Here is a 23,934-nt window from a genome sequence, read left to right as displayed (position 1 = left end):
TCAGGCTGAAATCGGGCAAATTTGGGAGGGACCCGCGCGCTCGCGGGCGGGAGGAACCGGGATTTTCGCGATTTCTGCTTGAGGCGGACAAAAAAACGAAATGTGAGCCACGCCCTTGGCGCGGGTCTCTCTTTGCGCCTTCCCCCTGGACCGGATCAGATACGAGAGCTTTTCGGCCCCGCGACGCTCGAGAAAACAAGCACAGCAGCCCGCCATTAGCGGGCTGCTCAGCCAATCATGGGAATGTCAGGGCCGGGGTGAGCGCGGGCGCAAGCCCGTGTCGATCCCCTGCCCTGTCTCATGGATTAAGTGAGCCGCGCGCCCCGCGCGGATCTCACAGGTCTCTTCAATAGATCCACATGCTATTCGCAGATCAGCCTCGCTATTAGATAGACGGGGTCGTCAAGAAGATCTATTTGAACGTCAAGAGCACATGACTTTGGTCAAAGATGACAGATATTGAAGAATTAGAAGTCGAAACTTCCCCAATGCCGTTCGACCCCATTGCTCAATTCGCGGCTCCTGGTGAAAAACTCTCAATAGACCAAGAAGCACTCGCTATTGTTCTCGACTTCGACGATCCAAGATTAGAGCGAACATTTTGGATCACGCTGGCAGGCGGACCAAATTCAGCAAACCTTCTGACAGCAATGAAAGCGCTCAGAAGCGAAGACTCTGATCCGTTCAACCCCGGGGATCACTATGTTTCTGAACCATCTACTAACGGACATGGCAGCTTCAGGTTTTCAGTTATTCTACACAAGACCGACGATCCGAATATGAGCGATCCAATCGGATATGCGACAATACAGGGAAGTTTTCGACCTCGAGCAGAAGTGGAAGACGAGTATGACGACAGCAGCCCGAACAAGTATCTAGACGAATACAGTCTGCATCTGCACCCTGAAGCGGTGTTTGTCTCGAGCCCGCACCGAGGCAATGGCTATGGCCTCACGTTGGGGAGTGCCATGCTGGAACCCGTTTCCTTGGCATTGTTTAAGCTCTGCGATGAAACCCGTAGACTGAAGCGGCCTACAATCGTCGATATTGACACCTATTTCGAAATTTATTCGCACGGCGGTGAAGCTGCCGTCAACGTGCTGAACAGCAATCTCGACTGTTTGAAGGATCTGATAGATGACTGTCGCGACCTTGAGGAGCACTGTTTGACAATCAGGACAGTGAGTCACGACGGTGGCTGGTAATATCGGGCATATTAGCAGATTTTTGCACGACACTCGACCATATTGCCACACACTCGAAGGTGGAATCTCTTAACAATATTCACAACCATTGAATGCTCAATGGAACCTCATATATCGCTGACCTAGTCTACAGTTTTTGGCATGAGCTCCGGTCATGTATCAGAAGCTAAAGATTAAAATTGAGCGGTAACACAATTGCCCGACGTGTAAGGGCAGGAAAGTAAAAATCAAAAAAATGAAAAAATTGGAAGTCTGCGCTGGGGACGTCATCGCAACTCAGATAGGAACCTATCAACATTGGTCGATCGTCAGTGACAGGTATTGCCAATCTGGTTTGCCGACGCTGATCTCTGCGACAAAGCGCACTGGAACGGTACGGGAAGAACCCTGGAATGTAGTCGTCGGGAACAGAGAGACCTTCGTTGCGGACCTAACACCGATGTTTCCAATCCAGCAAGTTATCGCACAAGCCAGATCCCACATAGATTCATGGGAATATTCGGTGATGAACAGCAATTGTGAGCATTTCGTTACCGCCGTGACCGGCTTTGAAATCAAATCGAACCAAGTGCAGTCTGGCGTGGCAGGCGCTCTTGTTGGTGCAGGCCTAGTTGGTGGTATGTCCGAGAATCCCACTTTCCTGAAACTCCTGACTGGAGCCGTAGTTGTCGCAGGCATCGCCGTCATTGCGACAGGCAAGGCAGAAAAAAGAAAGGCTTTGTCGACCTGAATTTTAAAGGCCGACAAACCCGTGGAAAGACATAAAAGGTAGATATGCAATCAAAAATCTCTGAGTTTTCTTACGGGTTTGCGTTGATAAATGAATTGGTCGGGTGGGTGAACTTGCAGGCAGCACCCATCTTTCCCAGCTTGCTTGAAGAGGGAAAAGAGGGTGGCGGCTACGATGTGAAACTCGACGCCCCAGGGATTCCGCTTCTCATTCAGTTCAAGCGGTCAGAATGTATGACGCGCCGATCTGCAAAGGAATTCAAGGCCGTCGAGGCAGTTGGGGGGGAACTAGAGGTTCCTTATTATAGGTTCCCAATAACTGAAGGATCTATCTCCGATCAGCACGAAATGCTGTTGCAGCACGACGATGGATCAAACCTCGTTTTCTACGCGGCGCCCAGATTTCACGAACCTGATGAAATCAACGCCGCATGGCATGCCAAAGAAATCACGCAACGATCCATCTTTGTTTCACCCCGCACAATCGGAGTTTTGAGTGACGAACCTCACAAGATAGCGTTTGACGAAACGAACACCTGGCGATGCTCCGAACCCAAAAAAGTCGGATTTCTGAACAGTCTTGATCTCAATAAAAAGCTCATCGAAGCCTTGCAAGCGGAAAACTATGATTTGCGATCCCGCTTACCCTCGCTCGTAACTGGCCTGCTACAGTCGCAGCGTCGGGGTCTCGAGGTGGCAAAGGAGCAACGCCGTCTCGGTGAAGAAAGACGTCAAAAAGAACGCGAAGCTCTGGCAGCTGATACTGACCAACCAGAAATTCAAGTCCAGTATCGTTCCTACGTGGCGCCTCGAGGTTCTGATGAAAGCGGACAGCGACGTACCCCAGCAGCACTGCCTGAACCTGTTGAAATGCGTGAACCGAAGCCGATGGATGAATCTACTAAGGTTCTTCGGGAAGCAGCGGATTTGGCAGCACGTGTTTTTGATGCTCAGCTCATGATCATACAAGAACCGAATTGAACCATGCATCCCTTTGAAAGCGAATTCAAAACACTGATATTTGGGTAACCGGTGATATTCATTGATAAATAAAGAGCGCTCTAAATCATGGCACTGACCAAAGACAACATCCTCCGCTACTGGCGTGCCTCCCTCGCTGATGGAGCGCTCAATCGATGAAGCCAAATCTCACGCCGCACAAGCATACAATTTGTGGAAAGCAGAGGACGGCAGCGCTGAATGGCTGCGCCAGTTTCCGCGCAGATGAAACCAGATCGGAAATGCGGCAACGTGGAATTTCATAACTCAGCTGACGATGACGATGCGATCTTGAGCAAGATACCCCAGAGCTGCGAGCACCGTAAGCTAACCGCCGATCCGAGTGCACGAACGACGCCCGATGGCGTATTCCAATATGCCAATGTTGACACATGGCGGGATCGTGTCTGGAACATGTTGGGCGATTTGATCACCGAAGACGTACAGGCGGACTTCAAGCATAACCATCCCGAATACATAACGTCAGACGACCTGTCCTGGCTTGACGACATCATATTCGAGGTGAGCGGTGTATTCAGCGAGATCAAAACTACCACAGCAGATCGCCTGTCGAAGGAGTTCTCCGCATTTCGGGCGGCACATGCGACGCGCACCGATGACCTCAGCCAGTTTTACGACCAAGGGCTTCGAATCCTCTCTAATCGCGAAATAGAAGGCAGAGCACGAAGTTTATTTCTGAATGGCCAATATCCGCGCCTGAGTGAGCACCAATTGGAAGCGGCAATCCTGGATTTGAATGCCGGACATTTTCAGTATCGCGATGATCAAAGCTCCCGGCTCTATCTCTGTGCCGATGAGAGAGACTTCGTTACACGGTCGGGAAATTCCGGGCACTACCTCGATTTTGGCAGCGAGTACTTGTTCAATCTGGCAATTAGATTGGTCGGTGAATACGAGGCTAAACGCGCTCTGCGGTCCACTGGAGCACCCACGATCCTAGTGTTTGACATACCTATGGCCATGGTTTGTCCGGCAACCCTGGAAGAGTTTGCGGGATCGGTGCTGGAATACCTGTTTTGCGAACTTGTTGAAGATCTTGAAGCATATGCACTCGGACCGGGTGCTGGTTCGGCGCTTAGCCTGACCCGCGATCTGCCTCCAGAAACCTTGATCGGTCACTATCATCCTGAGCGTTTTTATCATTCCCATCAAGGCTGATCCCTATTGGTGATCTTGGACTTGCCCTCGGAAAATCTCCTTTGCATAGGACGATCAGGGGTCAAAAGCCCAGGCCTTTCAGATGTGCCTTGAGCAATTTGATAAAGCCGCAGCGGGTAGCTACCGTTGATCGTTGGGAATCGTCGCTGCGGCGCGGCACAGGAGGCATTCGCTGCACACGTTAAATCAAAGCGATGGTGTAAGTGAACTAATATCTATGTCCTAACCAGTGGGGTTATGGTGTTGCTCAGAAATTTGAAGGCTCCAATTTGGGATGCCAAAAATCATGGTGCCAAGTCTCGCTATTGCCCCTCAAATCACGGCAAAATTGCGCTCCAGTTCTTTGCTGCTTCAATTAACGCCTGAAACTTACTTGGATTAAGAACGAAGTACCCGCCGGTAGCTGGAATGCTCCATTTGATCAGTGTATCGACAGCCAGGTCAGCCTTCTGTCCCACCCAACTCAGACAGGAGCTCAATGCCTCTGTAAGCTTCTTCAACGCAGCCAAAACTAGCGATTTGTTCGGCTCCTCAGCCTCAGCTTGTTCGGAAATTTCATCGACCGCCGCCCAAATGATTGCGTAATTGTCTTGTATCGCAGAGGGCAGTTCTACTTCCTTGGGCGGGTTGTTTCCACCAATCCCTAGACGGCTGTTGGAGAATACCGCGGACCGGTCTTTCTCTAGCTCAGATAATGACTGCCTTACAGAAAATAGAGCTTCAATTTTCTCAATCTCTCGAGCCACGTGTCCGGGTCCTGATTTCCAGTCTAGATCGGACAGTGAGGAAACGATCAAGCCGCTCAGATCCCAGGGTAGCGGTTTACCGTCGTGGATTGCACTGAACCATTTTTGCCAGAAGCCCCACACGCTTCGGTCAGAATCAAAAAAATCATCAAGGTTCGAGTAGTCAGCCAAGATATTGTTCGGACGCCCAACAACATCCCACAGCGGGATCCACTCACCTAAGGCCGCCGCGTCAGATTTGGCTAGTTGGGCCGCATTTTCATCTCCAGCCAACCAAGCTAACTCCCAGAAACCTCCTCCACGTTCCACGGAAAAGTCCGGTTCTCTGATACCGACCCCCCAAGCAAGTGCATTGCTAATTACATTCTCGGCAGCTTCCCTCCTGAGAGAACCTGGCGGCGGCTGTTCATCGTCGTATAAAACTTGTTTTTGATTTGGATGCGTTGATGAAAAAAATAACTGATCATTGTAAATTTGTTGGACCGAGCCTGCGTAGTTCACGCCGCCAAACGCAAAACGTGCGGCTTTCTTCGCAACGTCCAAATCGTGGCTAGCGACGGTAGCGATGAGCAAGTGGTGCAATAGCCGCAGAGTGTTTTCTTGATCAAATGGCGCTTCCCCAATCGCAGCTGGAAATGACCTTAGAGCCATACGCGCGACAAACCGAACCCTAGTTTGTCGGTCTTGCTGTGATAGCCAAAATCTAGCGCTCTCATCGTCAACGATCTCAATCAAAACGCATTCCTATTGAAAACCTCGACAGTCGATAATTCTTTTACACTTGCTGCCTCATCCAAAAAAGACGCACCAGTAGTTTCAGGCTTTTGGCCTGCATTATCTTTGTAGATAGCCCCGTGTGAACCACAAGCACAAACACCGTGTGGTTGGGACAGTAGTAGCGTTTATGTAGGCGGCCCAGAGTCGACCTTGATCATGATCAAGTGACGCCGTTGCAGCCCGCATTCCGGTCATTCGCTACGGTTGTAAAAACTGGGGTCATCAGAAATCACAATCGACAAACGCTGGAGACGTTCATCGCATGATCGTCTTCAGGTCGCCGTTACACAAGATACGCACTTGAAAGCGAAGCCGACTTTGCGGCGATGCAGGCTGTACACAGTCAGACATTCTACGTGTGCGCTACACTTCTTAATTTGCCTAAGCAAAATTGAATCTCAGCGCAACTGTACGCTAAGTTGCGATATAGGATTGAGTTGGAAATCAGCATTTATCCAAAAAATGGAAATTCTTCAATAGTTATAGGATTATCAAGATGGTCGAAAAAAGATCAAAGCTGGTTCGCATGATCGTTCGAAACATCGGTTGCATTGGGCCTGATGGCGTTAGTGTTGCGCTAGATGATGTTGTCTGCATTGTGGGGCGCAATAACTCCGGGAAATCAACTCTTCTCCGGGCCTATGAGCTTGCTCAGGGTAGCGAAAAGTTCGATTGGATTCGCGACCGTTGTGCGCAAGCTCCAGAAGATCAACCTTCCGAGGTGATCCTCGAAATCCATATTCCTGAGGGCATCGGCAATATTAGCGAAGAATGGAAAGAAGAACGAGGTGATCTGCGCATCCTCACCAGCCGCTGGCAATGGTGGCCAGAACAAGTTGAGGACGGTAAGGTCTCGCCGCTCCGGCAGACTCGCCTGCCCAGCCAAGCCGAAGAGAAAAATGGGGGTTACGCCCTAGATGGCAAAGCAGGTGGCGCCGACAACGTGTTCAATTCCCGCTTGCCGCAGCCGGTTCGTATTGGCTCGCGCGGAGACCCTGCTGAGGCCGAGAAGGCACTTATGAAACTGGTTCTCGAACCAGTCGGCACAGCCCTGTCAAATGCCGCTGCAGACGCTGACTCCGCCCTCTATCTCGCAGTGACACAGCTCCATGAAGGAGTCACAGGTATAGTCCAAGAACAGAAGTCTCAATTTTCGGAGGCGGTTTCGCAAGTAGAACAAGGCTTTACTGGTGTGTTTCCTGGCTTATCAGTCACCTTGGACGTCAAGGCTGCCCCACCCAAATTTGACGTAGCCAAGCTCATCGCTGACGGTTCGGGCCTACGCGTCACGGACAATGGGGCGGAAGTTCAATTGTCTCAACAGGGGGCAGGCGCACAGCGAGCACTATTCTGGACCATGCTACAGGTTCGCAATCGCCTAGTTAGCGACAAAAAACTTCGCGAAGATGCGGTTAAGGCGCTGAAGAAAGAACTGACAAAAGCAAAGAAAGATCCAACAAAAACGCAAGAGACCCAAGCTCAAATCGATGCGATCCAGGCAGGTGGCGTTTTGCCAGACGATGCAGGGGATCCTGCATTGCCCGGATACATCTTGCTGATCGACGAGCCGGAAAATGCCCTTCATCCGCTCGCGGCTCGTGCGGCGCAGCGGCAACTGTACGAACTTGCCGGTCAGCCAGAGTGGCAGGTGATAATGACCACACATTCTCCGCTTTTCGTCAATCCGGCTATGGACCATACTACGATTCTTCGCCTCGAACGCGAAGGTGCTGACGACTTAATTGGTCCCAAGACCTTTCGCACCGACGAGGCTGGTTTCACTGGCGATGAAAAAGAAACACTAAAGGCAATCCAGGAGATGGATCCGACGTTCTGCGAGGTCTTCTTCGGCACGTATCCGATCGTTGTAGAGGGCGACACCGAACATGCTGCCTTCATCGCAGCGGTGGTCGAAACTGGGCACGAGCTCATCGATCAGGTTACAATCATAAAAGCCCGAGGAAAGCCGCAGATACGCGCCGTCATGAAAATGCTGATCCACTTTCGCAAAGACTTTGGGGTGCTGCATGATTGCGATTGGCCACACGGCACGACCAAAAACAAGCAAGGGGAGCTCAAGAAGTCTCCCTCTTGGACGCACAATACGGAAATCCGCAAACTTGTTCACGAAGCAAGATCGATCGGTATCGGCGTAGCCCACGAAGTAAGTATACCAGATTTTGAACGGCACATTGGCTTGCCGCTTGGAACTAGCAGCAAGCCATTCGAGGCCTATCTTGCAATTAAGCAGAAAGAAGGGCTCAAGAAAGGAGTTCAGGAACTATTGCAGAGGCTTAAAGAACCCACGCGATATGAGACAGGACAAGTTCAAACAAGCGACGCCGGTGCTTTTGCCACAAGCCTCTTGGAGCAGCTCCGCAAAAGGTCTGCTACCCAAAATTGGGAAGACTCCTTCCGTCTTGGAGATTGAATTAGGGCGTCGAAGTGTGCGGTATGATACTGGGTTACCTTACGGCCAGTATAACTTCAGTGGTTTTTTAGCCAGATCATGCCGTCAAAGGCACCAAGCTTCGCCTTGTCTTGGGTGTCGTAGAGGCGGCGGGCATGAGTTGCGGCCCCAGTGCTAAGTCGGGTGATCTTTCCGCTCCATCCGCTGTTCTTCGGAAAGACCACGATGTGGAAACCGTCGGTCTTCAGGTAGTCATTTCCGCTTTGCGAAACCTTCCATTTTCGTGTCAACCAGCGCGCGCGACGCTGTGCCAGGTTCTTGCTGTCAGATTCCCGTTTTGAAGCGGCCGCGTAGTCCTCCTCCATCTTGCCGGAACAAACACAGCCGCACTCTAGAATGTGCGGATAGTCAGGATGCTGCATATGGTGAACATACCGGATGTCCTGGTTTTCGCACATTTGACATTGGGTGGAGGGTTCACCAAGATCCTCAAATCCGATGCAGGTCCAGCCTTTCTTGGGAACACCTTGTTGCGACCATTTTCCAAACGATGACATTTCAGCCCCCTTGGCCTTCTGACGAAGGCAGTTTGATCAGACAACCGCGCGCCAGCTTCTGTTTGACCAGATCGGCAAGCGCAGATTCAGCCTCGGTTTTTGTCGTGTACCAATCCTGGCGATGCCACCCCCAAGTCCCAAAGCGATCCCATTGCCGGTGGACGCCGTGTTGGCCGAAGAGGTCTTTGGTCAGCTCCATGGAATAGAACCGGTTCATATTGAGGGAGGACTGCATACGGTGCATATTAATTTGCATCGACCTCCTCTTCGCTCATCGGAACATAATCGATAGAGACCCGTTCAAGACGAGGTTCCTTTTGCGCAAGACCCCATCGGCGTTCCGTATAAAACTCAAGTGCCTTACGGGTTCTGGCCTCAAGCACATCTGAGGTGAACCCAAATTCAATGCGGACCACGCGTTGCTGCGCCTCAGTCAATCTTGAATGAGGTTTGAGTTTCAGTATGGCCCAGGTGAACCAATCGTCATCTCGGGGCACCGCCTCGGCAGGCTTGGTTTTTGCGAAAGACTGATCAGGGTCTATGCGAGCAGGATGGAAGTCACGGAAACCCTCGCGTTCAAAACACCAGGCTCGCACGTGAAGCCTAACGCCATCAGAAGCGAACCGAACAGGTGCAATCCAGCGAGTCATCGGTTCAGGATCCCGCATCGATTGATAAGAGATCCTCGTTGCCTCTTTCGCCCTGAAGGCACGGTAGAGCGGTCGTAAAACACGCAGGTCCTGAGTGCGCTGCAAATCTGGCAATCTATCGAATGCGGCAGATGGTGCGCCGACCAAGAGTTGCTCTAACTCCATCGAGGATGCCTTGCCACTGAGCCGTTCAAAGCTGTCATGGGCAAGGTATTGGCGCGACGACGCATCGTAGTGCAGTGCGTCTTTTGGCGCTTCGGCGAGGTAAGTCCGAAAATCGAGAGCGGCCTGCGCATTCGAAATACCAAAACGCTTGATCAAGGAAGCACGAGTCGCTGCACCGTCCCAGAAAAACAGTCTGTCGAGGTATTCCAAGCGCGCACGTTGGGCATGTTTGAGGTCTTCGAAGGGCATGGAGGAAGGGTATCTTGACTCCTTGTCATTGTCCATATAGTTTTTACATGTGTAATAATTGACGGTGTGATATGAGAATACTTCATACTGCAGATCTTCACCTGGGGCGTCAGTTCATGGGTTTGAGCCTCGAGGAGGATCATGAAGTCGTCCTAGGCCAGATTCTCGAGACGCTCTTGGTTGAACGGGTCGATGTTCTTGTGATCGCTGGGGACGTTTTTGACCGTGCCTCGCCGCCCAACTCGTCGATCCGGCAGTTCAATCGCTTCCTTAAGCGTGTGGCAGAAGAGACCGAAGCCGCCGTGGTGATGATCTCGGGAAACCACGATTCCGGTGACCGGATCGAGGCAATGTCTGTCTTCTCCACCGCGTCGAGGGTGCTGGTGCGCGGAATCGCCGACGCTGTCGAGACTCCGCTTTTGCTGAGTGACGAGCATGGCGAGATCGCCTTTTCCGCGCTGCCCTTTTCCTATGAATATGCTGCGCGGGAAGTCTTCGGGGATGAGGGTATCAGCACGCCAGCAGATGTCATCGCGGCCCAGATCTCCGCAGCGAGGAGTCAGGTGCCCGAAGGAGCGCGTTGGGTCGTAGTGGCTCATGCCTTCGTTGCGGGCGGCACGGTCGGTGAGACCGAGCGCGCCCTGACACGGGTCGGCGGCATCGAAACTGTGCCCTCTGATATCTTCGACGGGGCGGATTATGTGGCACTGGGGCATTTGCACAAGCCGCAGGAAGTTGGCGCGAGCCATATTCGGTATTCCGGCGCACCGCTCGCGTTCGGTTTCGACGAGGCGGGAAGCGAAAAATCCATGACTGTCGTCGATCTCAAAGCTGAAGGGGTCAAGATCCGTACCGTAGCTTTCCGTCCGATCCGGCAAGTGCGCTCGCTGACCGGGGCATTCTCGGATCTTCTAGCAGGAACACCGTCTGAAGACTTCATCCAGGCCAATCTGACGGATGAAAACCCTCTGATAGATCCGATGAAGCGGTTGCGCGCGACCTACCCCAATGCCTGCCATCTGGCCTACGACAGACAGGGTCGCGCCCCAGAGACCAAAACGCTTAGCGGTGGGAGAGCCGCAGTCACGCCGATAGATATGGTCGGCGACTTCATGAAAGTTGTGCGCGGCCGAGAGCCAAATGCCGCCGAAGTCACGATCGTCGCGGACAAGCTGCACGCAGAAGCCTCCGGGGAGGAGCAAGCATGAGACCCATTCGCCTATCGCTTCAGGCCTTCGGGCCGTTCGCGACAACCGAGGTGGTGGATTTCCGCTCCGCGCTGGAGACAGGGCTGTTCGGAATCTACGGCCAGACAGGGGCTGGGAAGTCGACGTTGTTTTCGGCGATGTCTTTCGCGCTTTTCGGGACACCAACCAAGACCGATCAGGAGCCTCGGTCGCTGCGTTCGGATCACTCTGCGCCTGATTTACCCACTGAAGTCGAATTTGTATTTGAGCTCGGCACTAAAACCTACCTGATCCGTCGTCGTCCGGCGCAAGAGCGTCCGAAGGCGCGCGGCGAAGGGACAACAGATGACGCGGCAGAAGCCGCCCTATTCGACGTAACCGGGATCCCGGTGGATACGCTTGGCCCGAGCCAATCCGGTCGCGTAATTGAAGAAAAGAAGGTCTCGGTAGTTGGGAAAGAGGTCGAGGCGCTGCTTGGTTACGGAGCGGACCAGTTTCGACAGATCGTGCTCCTACCTCAAGGCAAGTTCGAGACGTTCCTTACTGCAAAAACCGATGCGCGGGTCGAGATATTGCGAGATCTCTTCGACGTGAAGATCTATCGCGATCTCGCCGCCCGGCTGAAGGAAGAAGCCTCAGAGGCAGAGCGAGCGTTGCGCGACCAGCGTGCACTCTATGTGGCCCGGCTTGAGGAACGCGGATTCGAGAGCGCCGAGGCACTGGAGCTAGGAATTTCTGCGGCGGAGGCCAAGGTCGAGGAGAAGCAGGGAATTCAGCAGATCGCAGAGGCAGCGAACGAAGCCGCGCGCAAGGCTCTGACCGAAGGCGAACAGATCGAAAAAGCTTTTGCTGCCGTCGACACAGCGCGGCAGGCGCTTGACGGCCTCGAGGCGAAAACGGGTGAGGTCGATGCTCTGGCCAGGCGGGTCGAGGTAGTCAGCAATGCCTTGCAAGCCCGTGATCTTGAGACGGCTTGGCACAATGCGAAGCACGACGGACGACTTGCGGTGGATGCCGTTTCCAACGCGGAAGCAGAGCTCAATACCGCTAATGGGGCGAAGAAGGAAGCGGCGCAAAAACTGGTCGAGGTGCAGTCTGACGAGGAGCGACGAAAGCAGGTTCAGGCCGACCTGACAAAGTTGGAGGCGATCGAGAGCCAGGCCGGGCAGGCAGCGGTGCTACAGAATGCGTTTGATGAGGCTGCGACGGACGAAGCCTCAGCGAAGAAGACGCTGACCGAGGCCGTAGAGGCCCGCGAATGGCTCCAGTCTCAGCGTGATGCGACCGATCTGGCGCTTGAACAGGCGCGAAAAACCGAAGCGGTGCGAGGCAAGCTGTCCTATGAGTTGGCCGAGGTCGACCGGGAACGGGTCAAGGCAGCGGCGCATGCAAAGGCGCAGGGAGCTGTCGCGGACGCCGAACGAAAGGTCGAAGCGGCATCGAGCGAGCTGGTGACTGAAACCGATGCGGAACAGGCCGCCGCGGCGAACCTGACTGATGCTGAGGTGCGGCTTTCGCGAACGCAGGCGATCATTCTGGCCGAAAAGTTGACTGAAGGAGCGCCCTGCCCTGTCTGTGGTTCCCACGATCATCCTGCGCCAGCCCATGGCGCGCCCGAACAATCTGGTTTGACCGAAGCGTTTCGCAACGCGCAGGCTGAGGCGAGAACTGCAGCCGAGGCCCGGGTTCGGGCGGAAACCGAACTCGGCAATTGCCGAACGTGGCTGGACGAAAAGAAGCGGGCGCTGGACGAACAGGAACGGCCCGAGCGTACGATGGCGGAACTCGAAGCCGAAATCACTCGGCTGGAAGGTGCCATCGCCACGCATGGAGAAGCTGTCGATCTTGACGCGATGTCGGAGCATTTGGCCGATCTCAAAGGGAAAGTGACCGAGGCTGAAGCTGCCGAGGCTACGGCGCGCACTGCTTCAGGGCAGGCCGAGACCGCTCTCGCCGGGGCGCGCGCCAAGCGTGATACAGTGGTCGAGGCCCTACCGGAAGGTCTGCGCACGCCCGAGGCGGTTGTCGCACGGCGGGAGGCTCTTCAACGCGAGCAAAGGCAACTCTCGGAGGCGATGGAAGTGGCGACGCAAAAGGACCGAGCGGCCAGCGAAGCGCTCACCCGTGCGCAGGAGCAGCTTGAAGCAGCGAAGCGTGCGAGCAACGCACAGGCGCAGCGCGTGGAAAAGGCGCAAGGTGATTTTGGCGCTCGGCTGGCTGAGGTCGGGCTGGACAAAGCAGGATACGAGGCTTGCAAAGCGCATTTCCCGACCCTCGACGCCGACCTTAAGACGGTTTCCGATCATCGTGAGGGCCTGATCGCGGCGCGCACGACATGGCAGAACGCTACGGCCGCTTGTGAGGATCGCGAGCGCCCGGACCTCGCCCCGCTTCAGCTAGCACTCGATAATGCTGCCCAGGAATTGAACGCCGCCAACGATGGGCTCTCCTCGTCCAGAACCGATGTATCGTCTCTGACCAACTTCAAGAAATCGCTGGCCGAAGCCTTGGCCGAAACCGAGCGGCTTGAATCCGAAACCGGTCCGCTTCGGGGGCTGGCCGATCTGGCCAATGGCAAGAACGATTTCAAGATGACGCTCGAGACCTTCGCGATTGGCGCCATGTTCGACCAGGTGCTCGAGGCGGCGAACATGAGGCTCGACCCTATGACGCGCGGGCGGTACCGGCTTGCGCGCGGGCTCGAGGCATTGGGTGGGCGCGGCAAACGCGGGCTCGAAATCGAGGTTTTCGACATTAACACTGGCAAAGCGCGTCCAACGGCTACCCTGTCCGGTGGCGAGACATTCATCGCGGCACTGGCCTTGGCGCTTGGGCTCGCCGATGTTGTCGAGAGCCTATCTGGCAAAATCCGGATGGACACGATCTTCATCGACGAAGGCTTCGGCAGCCTAGACACCGAGAATGGGGCCGGCACCCTGGACCAAGTGATACAGGTTCTTGCCGCTCTGACAGAGGGCAGCCGGGCTGTGGGACTGATCTCGCATGTTGGGTTAGTGCAGGAGGCTATCCCGCAAGGGTTCTATGTGCGTACGACGCCGACCGGCAGCAGAGTTAAGGAAAGAAGGGGCTTGGGATGACGGGCCGGTGGTACTATCGGAAGGCTCACATCCGCCGTTTATCGACGGGTCGAACGGTCTCTGTCCGTGGCGGTTGGGTGCTCCGTGACATTCAAAGAAATAGGAAGGGCGCGACCTTTAGTCGGGTTTGCCCAATATGCGGCATTCCGATCTTAAGCGTTGGCATGCCAAGAGGTGGGTGGGTCCACTTCGAGGGGCGTAAAGGTCTGACGCGGGTTAAACACCCATGTCTACATCTTGGCGAAGGTTTGAGCGCACGGCGTGATGAGAACACGCCAGATCTTTTCGGTTTGCCCTGATCAGGTCGCCTGCAATCAACAAGGCGGCCACCTCTTCGGCAATGGCCGCGTCAACGATCCTGACAAAAGCAGCGCAGCTGGCGGTCTGCACCTGTCCCGCAAATCGGGGCCGCGCAAGGCCAACGATTTAAGCGGTGAATCCAGATGAACATCAGCTGTGTGCAGAATCTTCATTGCCCGTCTGGTCCACGTACCACCTCATGATCTCCTCAATCTGTTGACGCGCCGACCCACTGACCCGCGACAGGCCAAGGTGGCGGGCCAAATCCCCCGCCGGATCCTCTGACGTTTTCAGGTCCGCGCCGATCTCATCCAGTACAGCCGCGACCTCGGTGCGGGACACATCGCGGATGGCGCGGTTTTCCAGCCCGCGATACCGGATGCGATCCTGATATGTGCCTGCCAGCCAGACAAACGGAGTACCGAACTCATCATGCAGTTCAGCCGCGCCAAGCGCGTGTTCAACCCTGTCCATGATCCGGCGCCCGGTGCGCTGCCACCCGTGGCGGTTTGCGACTTCGCGGCCCAGATTGCGCAGCGGCATCGGGGCTTGATCGACCAAAACCTCGTGAACGATCTGCCGCAGAACCCCCATATACCCAAGATCAAAGAAACGGTCCGGGTCGGCCTTTGGCCCGTCATCCTTGATCAACTCATGCGCCTGAACGCCCGAGGCGAAAAGCTGAAGCTCATCAGCCTCTTCCGGCGCGGTTTCCGGCAGTGCGCTGTCGGCCTGAGGCAGCTTGGGCGCAGGTAATGCCCGCACCGCTGGCAGATCTTCTTCCGCAGCCTCATGCTCTGCTTCCTGTCGCGCCACGCGGTCTTCTTCCAACAGCACCTCTAATTTTTCGTGCAACCGGTCAACTACCGCCGCCGGATCGCGGAACCAATCGGTTGACCAGATGCGCAGGATCGTCCAACCCAGCCCTTCCAACACTGCCTGCCGTACCTTGTCGCGATCCCGGGCCGTGGCCGAGCTGTGATAGGTGGCCCCATCACATTCAATCCCGGCCAGATAGGCCCCTGCCCGATCCGGGTTCACGATCCCAAGATCGATGCGGAAGCCCGAGACACCGATCTGGGTCCGCACCTCCCAGCCTTTAGCGCGGAACGCCGCGGCAATGGCTTCCTCGAACGGGTTCTCGGCCGGCCCAAGCGATCCTTCTTCGCGCGCAGCCAAGGCGACAGGGCCACGCTCGGCATAGTCCAGAAAGGTTTTCAGATCACGCACACCGGTTGCACGGGTGCGCGACAGATCAATCTGGTCGTGAGTTAGCGAGGCGAACACATGCAATTCGCGCCGGGCCCGCGTGACGGCAACGTTCAGACGCTTTTCGCCGCCATCCGCATTCAACGCGCCGAAGTTCATCGACAATTTACCTGCAAGGTCCGGGGCGAACGTGATCGAAAACAGCATCACATCACGCTCATCCCCTTGAATATTCTCAAGGTTTTTCACGATCAACGGCTCTTCACGCTCTTCTGCAAAGAACCATTCAAGTTCAGGTGCATCGCGCCGCACTTTGTCCAGGAGGTCCAGGATCAGCCCCTGCTGCTGCGCGTTGAAGGTGATCACACCCAGCGTTGGCCGATCCTCCTCGGGGTGGTTCAGCCAAGCGGTCAGACGCTGGCGGATCAGCGCCACAATCGCCTTGGCCTCATCCGCATTGGTCCGCCCTGCCCCGCGCGCATAGGTGCCGTCGATCTTGTGGAATTTCACAGCGTCACTGCCCGTGCTTGGTGCGGGAAAGGTGACAAGGCCTCCGTCGTAGTAGAAATGGTTCGAGAACGCGATCAGCGCCTCATCACGGCTGCGATAGTGCCAATCCAGCCTCCGCGTCGGGATACCTGCGGTTGCCACCTCATCCAGAATTGAAGGCATGTCGCCAATCATCCCTTCGGCGTCCTCCTCGGCCTCATCGCTGCGGCCAAAAAAGTTGGTCGGCGGCAACTGCTTGGGATCGCCTACAATGATCGACTGTTTCGCCCGCGCGATTGCTCCGATGGCATCCCAGGTCGTGATCTGCGACGCTTCGTCAAAAATCACAACGTCGAACGTCGCCTGACCTGCCGGAAGATACTGCGCAATCGACAACGGCGACATCAGCACGCAAGGGGCAAGTTTGGGCAGAACGTCGCCCAGATTCTCCAGCAGAGGCCGGATCGCCATCGAGGGGCGTTTCAGCCCCAACTGATGCCGTAGAACACCCAGTTCCGATTTTCTGGGCACCCCGTCCCTTGCGGGCAGGCGGTGATGAATGCGTCGCATGACTTCGCGCGGAGCATGTTCGGCGACCTCGTCATCCAGCTTACGGAAGGCCCCAACGATATCCTCATGCTCCCAATGCGCGAACTGGCGCAGCGGGTCCGAGGCATCCATAGCCAGAGGCAACCACCATCGGGCATATGCGCAGCGGCATTCGGCGACCGGATCGCCTTTCAACTGATCCGACTCAATTGCATCGACCAGAGGCGTCAGCCCCGCGGCTTTGGCCTTGTTCCGAATGGCAACCCAGCGGGTCCAGTCCGCAAGCCGCCCGCGTTGCGCCAGTGTCTGATCCACGGCCTCCAGAAGATCGCGTAAGGGCAGATCGGTGTCCACCAAGCCGCCAAGCCCAGCGAACTCGGTGATTGTCGCATTCAATGCGCTGTCCGCCGCCTGCCAGTCCTCCATTGCCTGTCGCAACTCGCCCGTGGGTCCTTCCTCCAACGCAGCGACAGTGGCACCAAATGCCACGGTGTCGGTGATCTCGGATTGCACACCAGCCAGAGTGGCACGCAAGGAATTCGCCTGAGCCACACGCCCCTTCAATCTGTGCAGCGACCGGTCTGCGCCGGCGGTATCAGCTACCGGGCTATCCTGCAGCACTGCCAGCTGTTTGCGGCACTCTTCCAACGCTGGCAAATCCCTGCCCGGTTCAACCTGTCCCGAGCTGGCATAGGTTTGCAGCAGCTTGCGGGTCTTGCGCTTTTTCAGGGCGGAAAATGGCCAGAACCCCGCCTCACCCGCGCGCCATTCCGCATCCAGCTGATCCAACGGCAGGCGTTTCATATTGTCTTCGGTGTAGGACGCGCTGCATTGGTCCTGCGCGTCCATGAACGCAACAAGCGCGGTCTCGAACTGATCCACTTCGGCGTGCAGGTCACGCTCTGACAGGCGCGGCACCATGCGCAGATCGTCCGCGTCGGGATCAATACGGCGCGACAGGTCGGTCAGCAGAGCGCGACGTTCCGGCTTCAGCATCCGGTCCGGGGTCAATGCCAGCCGGCCTGAAATATCCGAAGATGATCGCATGGCACGGTCGATACACGCCCTCAGGGTTTTGGCCCGTTCAATGATCTGGTCTTCCCAGGCATGAGACCACTCAGCCTCTCCCACCAATGGCAGCGGTGTGCCACCGCCTACAGCTGTGTAGGTACGGCCAAGTTCCTCTGTGATCTCAAGCAACCGGTCAAAACTGTGCTGATCATGGGCATCCTTATCCGCATAGGACAGTTTCAGTCCCTTTGGTGCCCCCGCCGTCCATGAAATCGCGTCAAAGACCGAAAACCCCTGCGCACCCTTGGCGTGAACCGCCTGCACATAGGTATTGAGCTGGTCGCGCTTGATCCGCAGCTTCTCGGTGACATCCAGCCAGTCCTGCTCGCTGGTGGCCGAGGCCCTGTCCCATCCCCGGCCAAGCTGCGTCAGAACCCGCTTGCGGTCGGTCTTGTTGGAATGCAGCTCCAGCACCGCATCGCCCAACCCGTGTGCCTCAAGCCTGCGCTGCACAACATCCAAAGCCGCAGCTTTTTCGGCGACGAACAGCACCGTTTTACCATGGGCAAGGCACTGGCAAATGATATTGGCGATGGTCTGACTTTTGCCGGTGCCCGGCGGGCCGATCAATACGAAATCCCACCCCTCAGCTGCTGCAACGACGGCTGACAATTGCGAGCTGTCAGCGGGCAGAGGTGTAACCAGATCCTTGGGTGCCAGTCGTTGATCCATCTGTTCGGCCGGGATCGCGTCCCCTGCCCCGCCCTCAAAGGTCTTGTCAGGGTTGTCGACCAGATGCGCCACCAGCCGGTTATTGCGCAATTGATCGGTGCGCTCGACCAGATCCTTCCACATCAGGTATTTCGAGAATGAAAAGGTCGAGATCGCGATCTCTTCCACAACCTCGAACCCCGGCACTTCGCGCACCCGCTGGCGCATCCATTCAAAGATACGCGGCAGGTCGATGCCGCTGTCGTCGCGGGGCAATTCGCCCTCAAGCTCGGGCAGGGTCAGGTCGAAATCACGCTTGAGAAATTCCAGCAAGGTCGAGTTGAACCGAACCTCGTCTTCGTGGTGCAGGATTCTAAAGTCTGACCGCGCCGATTTGCGTTCCAGCTTGATCGGGATCAGCAGCAGCGGAGCACGATAGCTGCGCTTTTCGCCCTCTCGCTGCCAGCGCAGGAACCCTGCCGCCAGAAACAGAGTATTTGTCCCACCCTCCTGAAGATCGCTCTTGGCTTTTCGAAACAGGGCCAGCAGGCGGTTGTCAGCGTCCTTGCGATCCAGCGGCATCGTGATCTGGCCGCGTTCGAACGCATCTTTCGTTGCGCTGGCGATGATCTCGTCCCTGTCCTGCCGCGACAGCTGACGCTCGCCAATGGGATCATCCTCCATCAGCGGATAGGCGCGGAACGCCTTGTCCGCGGCCAATGCATCCTCCAAAGCGCCAACATCAGGCACCAGGCAAGGCACAGTCTGTTTACTTGGCTTGAAGTTCAGCAGCCGGTTGCGCAGCGACAGGTCCAACAGCTTCGCCTGCCAACGTTCGATCCGTCCTTTGGGCGTGTCGGGAACTTGTTCGATCACTTCGGACGGCAACAGGCCAAAGTCGATAGGGTCCGGTAGTTTCGCGGGGGCAGCCTCAATATGCTCGGCCACACCGGCATCAGCCGCCACGTGGCTGGCCAGCGGACGGATCCGGGCCGAGCGCGCGCGGGTAATGTCAACAGCCATCAGGAATTCCTGCTCACGATCCTCGGACACACGGGACCGCCCGGCTTCGACCGCCTGTTCAAATCCGGCAGTCGGGCGTTGGGTCAACAGGGTGGTTTCAACCGGAATGAACTCTTTCGCGTGAGTCGCCTTGCGCACGGTGATCACGTCCGGCTCGGTCACGTGCCCAAAATCCCGATTGGTGATCCAGACCCCGGCCCAGGCGTGACCGTGACTAAACAGGACAACAGGATGCAACCCGGCCTGTTCCCACGCAGCGGCCAATAGCAGCGAACTGTCCAGACACGTGGCCAGCCCCTCGCTGCGAATTCGTTCGGGCGCACGGATTTTCTGCCCCTCAACCTCGAACGATGCAGGCGGGTTGGCATAGGTCAGCCCCATACCGGTCACGGCCGACCAGATTGCGCCAGCGATCATCCATGCGCGCTGCGGGTCACCGGATTGATATCCCTCAAGCGAGCCATCGTGCCCACTGCGTTCCAGCAACAGCGACGCCTCCTTGAGGATCGCCGCCACCACGGGATCGTTCGGAGATACAAAGGCTGCCAGCAGCCGGTCCATGTCACCCAGCCCGCCCCATTGATCGCGGGCCAGCAGCTCCAGAGGCAGAGTTTCTGACGACAACGGACCATCGTCCGCCGAAACCGTCAGGGTCAGAGATCCGATTTCCGTTTCATTGAGACCGGCCAGTTTCTGAACGTCCAGAGGCGTCGCCAGATCGCCCAGTTCAAGACTCCCCATCGGGGACAACCGGTCGATGATCCAGGTCCTCGATTTTATCACAGCGGGCTGTGCGGTGAGGGTTATCTGGATGTTATCCAGCGGGCCATCGGTCATATTGGTGATCGACAACGTCTTGAGAACGGGGATGTCATTCTGTGCAGAGGCGAAGTTTACCTTTTTTGCCATGTCAAATTGCAGGCTGGTAGAAGGGGCTATCGTCTCGATTGTTTCGGCCGAAGTGTTGTCAGCTGTCGAGGATTGAGAATGATCTGTGGTCATAAGTCTTTATGTTTTAATTTTCTGATGCGATCGAGAGACGCGCTTGCCGATCTGGAATGATGGTAAATAACCTGTAATACATGTATCACTCTGTAACTTCGCGCAGGATACGTGGGGAATACCGTTGTGCAAGTGGTAAGCTCTTGAAATCCAATTCATAGTGGCCGCAAAAGCGCTTGAAAATCGAGCTTCGTCAGTTTCCCTACCTCAATAATAGCTTACACCATTGTTTTTACGGCATTTTTCAAGTTGTCAGTTGACAATTCTCCGATTTCCCTTTGTTTTCCAAGGCCTTCAGCATTGGTATGCATGAAAATGTGCCCTTCTGCGCTTTTTGCGTCAGCTTGCGCAAGTAGGCGCCAGGGCTTCGGATGTCTTGCAGACGTTCAAGAATGCAAAGGACGGATGTTGCCGCGGTTGCAGCTCCCATACGGACTCGCGCTTCGTTGAAGACCGGAGGATCAATCCCAATCATGGGCGACAGTTTCTCAGCAACTGTTACCAACTCTGCCCATCCCGTGATCTGCTTGGGATAGTAGTCCTGAAACTCGGTGCATATATCGAGAACGATATGAAGATTGGCGTCATCGTTTTTTTTGTCAGCCGGAATTTGCGAGTCCGAGGTCTGTTCTTCAGAGTCAAATTTAGATTCAGATGAATCCTGTATGTGCCGCTCATTTTGATTGTCAGGGCCGCTCAATTGAATGGTTCGCAATTCAGGCTGGTGGATAGCATTGCCTGTGTTTTGGTCGGCTGTGTCTTCCATTTCCTGGGTCAATTTATGCAGCGATTGTTCTGAGGACTTGCGACGCAGGATCAGGCGTGCGTTTTCGATCAGCGCGGTAAAGCGGCTGTCATTCAGAGCAATCAGCTGTTTCCGTGCCAGTGCGATCCGGTCACGCAGAGTTCTAATGCGTTCAGCGCGGCGGGTGGCGCGTTCAGCGGTCAGGAAAATCTGATCGGCATGACCGTTCAGCGGGGACAGGTCAAAGCCGAAAGCCAGTTCGACCCCCTGCCCTACCCGTCGGGCATATCGTTTGCGGTTGGGGCTGTCGTGACGGTTGACAAGACCCAGCTGCACCAGCCGCGCCAGATGGCGGCGCAGGGTGCTTTCGGGCATCCCGTTCAGGCGTTCGGACAGGGTGCGGTTCGCGGGAAACACAACCGCCCTGCCCGGCTCGGTCGGAATGTCCCGGTCTGGCAGAAAGGTCAGCAAGGCTTTCAGCACAGTCAATGTACGATGAGAGATGTCGAAATCCGCTGAGGCCGTGGTCAGCGCGGACAGCACTTCCCATTTGTCGACAGACGACAGGGCAAAACTTGCCCCTCGCCCAAAGTCACTTTGGGACGCATGTTTCATATTTTTTTCACGAAACACAAAAAATCCCTGCCCCGCGCAGCGCGCAGAGTTGACAGGACCGATTCGGAGGGGCTATTTCAAAGGTGCTAAGATTGAAAAGGGCCTTCCGGGATCATCTGTCCTGGGGGGCTTTTTTTGTGGTCTGCTCGTGCCTCCTGTGGTTGCTTCTCTGTGGTCTTAGTCTTCCGACCGTTCGTTTTTCCAGCGGTCGTGAAGTTCGGTGATCAGGGTCTCGGCATTTGTTTCGAACCAGGCGTCAAAGCCGTCTGCCGTGCGCGACGGAATGTTCAGGGTCACGCCGCGATTTGTCAGCCGGACATCGGCCAGAGCCTTGCCCGCGGCGTCACGCAAAGTGCGCGGTTTGGCTGCTGCTGGTTTGCTGGCGCTTGGTTTCTTCTGCACGTGTTTCAGGACCGCCTCAAACCGTTGATCCGAGTCCAGTGTCAGAAACTCGGGGCGGTTCATGAAGGTGCTGGCGCGGCTGGTGGCGGCTTTGTCTTTCAGGGCCTCGGCCAGTGTCATCCAACGGTCGCGGCCAATTTTGGGCGCAGACCCGATCTGGCGCAGGAAGGGCAAGGAGAATGCCGTCCCAACCTTGAGCATGCGCGTCACCATCGGCTGGTCGATCGACAGGGCCGCCGCGATGGTCTCGCGGTCGTAATCAGCCTCTTTCAACTGCGCGGCAAAGCTGGCCTTTTCGACAAAGGACAGATCCTGACGCGAGGTGTTCTCCTGTCCCTGCGCCAGAACCAGCGCGTGGTCGTCCAGTTGCCGGACCATCGCCTTGACCGGCTGGCCAAGCTCTTTCAGCGCCATCAGGCGGCGGCGGCCATAGACGATTTCGAACCGGCCCGGTTCTTTGGCGTGCGGTCGCAATAGGATCGGAACCTGCTGTCCATAAGTGCGCAGGCTTTCGACCAGTTGTCGCTGTGCCTCGCTGTCCATCCCCAACCGGTCTTTCAGCCCAGCATCGTCGATCAGGGCGCAGTCGATCTCTTGCACCGCGTTTTCCTGTAGTTTCGACAAGGAAGACTGCAAGGCGCCAACCGCGCCGCGTGGCATCATTCGGGGCTTTTCGGGTTTTGCAGCCCCGCCGGATTGGTTCAGGTTGGTTGTCAGAATGTCTTTACGTGCCATCAGCGCCCCCATGCATGTTGAAGCAACGACTCGATCTCGTCATTGACAAGATTCAATGAGTCCACCGCACGATCATAGGTGTTGCGGTGAAATTGGCTGCGTTCGACCTCGTATACCGTCTGCTGAGTTAGTCCAGCATCGGAAATCGCGGTGGATTTCAGCATCGGCGCAACCATGACCTCATTTCCGAACAACTGCCGCAGGAAGGCGACAACCTGTTGCTGGGGTCCGTCGCTGGGTTCATAGCGATTGATTAGAAACCGCAGAAAGTCGAAATCCATCGGCGCACCCGCTTCGGCGACCACGTCCAACAACTCCGCGCTCATTTGCAGGAACTGGGACATCGACGCGATGTCCAGCATATTGGGCACGACTGTAATCAGCACCCCGGTCGATGCACACAGCGCGGACATGGTCAGATAGCCCAGTTGCGGCGGGCAATCGAAGATGATCACGTCGTAATTGTCCTCGACTTCCTGAAGGGCGGTCGCCATCCGGGAAAAGAACGCAGGCTGAACGTTGTTCAGCAATGCCTGCGGGGTCTCGTGCTCGAATTCCTGCAGGATCAAACCGGCCGGGGCCAGATCAATACCGGTGAAAAAGGTTTTCTGGATGATGCTGGAGAGGGGCAGGGGGTCTTCGTATCGGATGGCGTCGTAGATCGTACCTGATTGAAGAAAGTCGTATTCAGGGCGATAGCCAAACAGAGTGGTCAAAGACGCCTGAGGGTCAATATCGACGGTAAGAACCCGGTATCCTTTCAAGGCCAAACGCTGTGCTGTGTGGATTGCACTGGTCGTTTTGCCCGATCCGCCCTTGAAGTTGAGAAAGGACAGAACCTGCACCTTGTCACCCGTCTGGCGGCCTTTCAGATAAGTCCCAGTTGTCTTTGCGGTCGACTCCAGCTCTTCGCGTATGGTTAGCAGGTCTTCAGCGGAATAGTGGCGACGACCACCTGGGGTGGTATGTACATCGGGGATTCGGCTGTCGAAGTGCAGTTTGCGCAGAAAGCTGGGTGAGATACCCAGCAGACCGGCGGCTTCTCCGGCGCTGAACAGTCGAAGCTCTTTGCGCGCGTCGGGCGCAAACACTGTCATCATGTGGCTTTCCAAAGCCGCAGTCAGATTCTCAGCGTTCTCGCGAACACGCTGATTGATGTGGATAGGTTCAGCCACGTCTGCCCTCTTTCAGT

15 protein-coding genes are annotated in these 23,934 nt (G+C 55.9%); 7 read left to right on the top strand and 8 right to left on the bottom strand.

Annotated elements, in window-relative coordinates:
- Positions 1-449 precede the first annotated feature (449 nt).
- The 4 genes from ACR0EV_RS22800 (at position 450) to ACR0EV_RS22785 (ending at position 4,112) form a co-directional block, all read left to right on the top strand.
- On the top strand, positions 450-1,205 hold the full coding sequence (locus ACR0EV_RS22800; RefSeq protein ID WP_480802192.1) for a hypothetical protein: 756 nt from the start codon (positions 450-452) through the stop codon (positions 1,203-1,205).
- 235 nt (positions 1,206-1,440) lie between these two features.
- Positions 1,441-1,935: a lecithin retinol acyltransferase family protein gene (locus ACR0EV_RS22795; protein WP_480802191.1), complete on the top strand. Its 495-nt coding sequence runs from the start codon at positions 1,441-1,443 to the stop codon at positions 1,933-1,935.
- Positions 1,936-1,979: 44 nt separating this feature from the next.
- Positions 1,980-2,915 carry a hypothetical protein gene (locus ACR0EV_RS22790; RefSeq protein ID WP_480802190.1) on the top strand — a complete coding sequence of 312 codons (936 nt, stop codon included), beginning with the start codon at positions 1,980-1,982 and terminating at the stop codon, positions 2,913-2,915.
- 219 nt (positions 2,916-3,134) lie between these two features.
- Entirely contained in the window at positions 3,135-4,112 is a 978-nt protein-coding gene (locus tag ACR0EV_RS22785) for a hypothetical protein (RefSeq protein WP_480802189.1), read from the top strand.
- A gap of 317 nt (positions 4,113-4,429) precedes the next feature.
- Here the strand turns inward: ACR0EV_RS22785 and ACR0EV_RS22780 are convergent, their stop codons facing one another.
- On the bottom strand, positions 4,430-5,593 hold the full coding sequence (locus tag ACR0EV_RS22780) for a hypothetical protein (protein ID WP_480802188.1): 1,164 nt from the start codon (positions 5,591-5,593) through the stop codon (positions 4,430-4,432).
- Between the two features lie 538 nt (positions 5,594-6,131).
- Between ACR0EV_RS22780 and ACR0EV_RS22775 the strand changes: the two genes are divergently transcribed.
- Entirely contained in the window at positions 6,132-8,066 is a 1,935-nt protein-coding gene (locus tag ACR0EV_RS22775; RefSeq protein ID WP_480802187.1) for an ATP-dependent nuclease, read from the top strand.
- Between the two features lie 56 nt (positions 8,067-8,122).
- Here the strand turns inward: ACR0EV_RS22775 and ACR0EV_RS22770 are convergent, their stop codons facing one another.
- The 3 genes from ACR0EV_RS22770 to ACR0EV_RS22760 all read right to left on the bottom strand — a co-directional run bounded on the left by ACR0EV_RS22770 (position 8,123) and on the right by ACR0EV_RS22760 (position 9,666).
- Entirely contained in the window at positions 8,123-8,467 is a 345-nt protein-coding gene (locus ACR0EV_RS22770) for a hypothetical protein (protein ID WP_480802186.1), read from the bottom strand.
- A 136-nt stretch (positions 8,468-8,603) separates the two neighbouring features.
- The gene (locus ACR0EV_RS22765) at positions 8,604-8,858 is read right to left on the bottom strand and encodes a WGR domain-containing protein (protein WP_480802185.1); all 255 of its coding nucleotides are present in this window, start codon (positions 8,856-8,858) and stop codon (positions 8,604-8,606) included.
- The gene (locus tag ACR0EV_RS22760; RefSeq protein WP_480802184.1) at positions 8,848-9,666 is read right to left on the bottom strand and encodes a BrxR family transcriptional regulator; all 819 of its coding nucleotides are present in this window, start codon (positions 9,664-9,666) and stop codon (positions 8,848-8,850) included. Before ACR0EV_RS22760 ends, ACR0EV_RS22765 begins: the two co-directional genes overlap by 11 nt.
- 71 nt (positions 9,667-9,737) lie before the next feature.
- On the opposite strand from ACR0EV_RS22760, the gene ACR0EV_RS22755 reads away from it, so the two are divergent.
- Together ACR0EV_RS22755 and ACR0EV_RS22750 are read left to right on the top strand one after the other, a co-directional pair.
- Positions 9,738-10,874, top strand: coding sequence for an exonuclease SbcCD subunit D (locus tag ACR0EV_RS22755; protein WP_480802183.1), 1,137 nt, complete (start codon positions 9,738-9,740; stop codon positions 10,872-10,874).
- On the top strand, positions 10,871-13,951 hold the full coding sequence (locus ACR0EV_RS22750) for an AAA family ATPase (RefSeq protein ID WP_480802182.1): 3,081 nt from the start codon (positions 10,871-10,873) through the stop codon (positions 13,949-13,951). The genes ACR0EV_RS22755 and ACR0EV_RS22750 overlap by 4 nt, the downstream gene beginning before the upstream one ends.
- Before the next feature lie 450 nt (positions 13,952-14,401).
- Here ACR0EV_RS22750 and ACR0EV_RS22745 read toward each other — a convergent pair whose 3' ends face one another.
- The 4 genes from ACR0EV_RS22745 to repA all read right to left on the bottom strand — a co-directional run bounded on the left by ACR0EV_RS22745 (position 14,402) and on the right by repA (position 23,917).
- Positions 14,402-20,152, bottom strand: a complete 5,751-nt coding sequence (locus tag ACR0EV_RS22745; protein WP_480802181.1) for a DUF3320 domain-containing protein — start codon at positions 20,150-20,152, stop codon at positions 14,402-14,404.
- A gap of 337 nt (positions 20,153-20,489) precedes the next feature.
- On the bottom strand, positions 20,490-21,605 hold the full coding sequence (gene repC / locus ACR0EV_RS22740) for a plasmid replication protein RepC (protein WP_480802180.1): 1,116 nt from the start codon (positions 21,603-21,605) through the stop codon (positions 20,490-20,492).
- 177 nt (positions 21,606-21,782) lie between these two features.
- Positions 21,783-22,742, bottom strand: a complete 960-nt coding sequence (gene repB, locus ACR0EV_RS22735; protein WP_480802179.1) for a plasmid partitioning protein RepB — start codon at positions 22,740-22,742, stop codon at positions 21,783-21,785.
- A complete protein-coding gene (repA, locus tag ACR0EV_RS22730; protein WP_171724949.1) occupies positions 22,742-23,917 on the bottom strand; it encodes a plasmid partitioning protein RepA in 1,176 nt (391 codons plus the stop codon). Before repA ends, repB begins: the two co-directional genes overlap by 1 nt.
- Positions 23,918-23,934 lie beyond the last annotated feature (17 nt).

This window comes from Ruegeria sp. CF8 (genome assembly GCF_056537285.1).
This window is presented reverse-complemented; position numbering and strand designations above follow the sequence as displayed.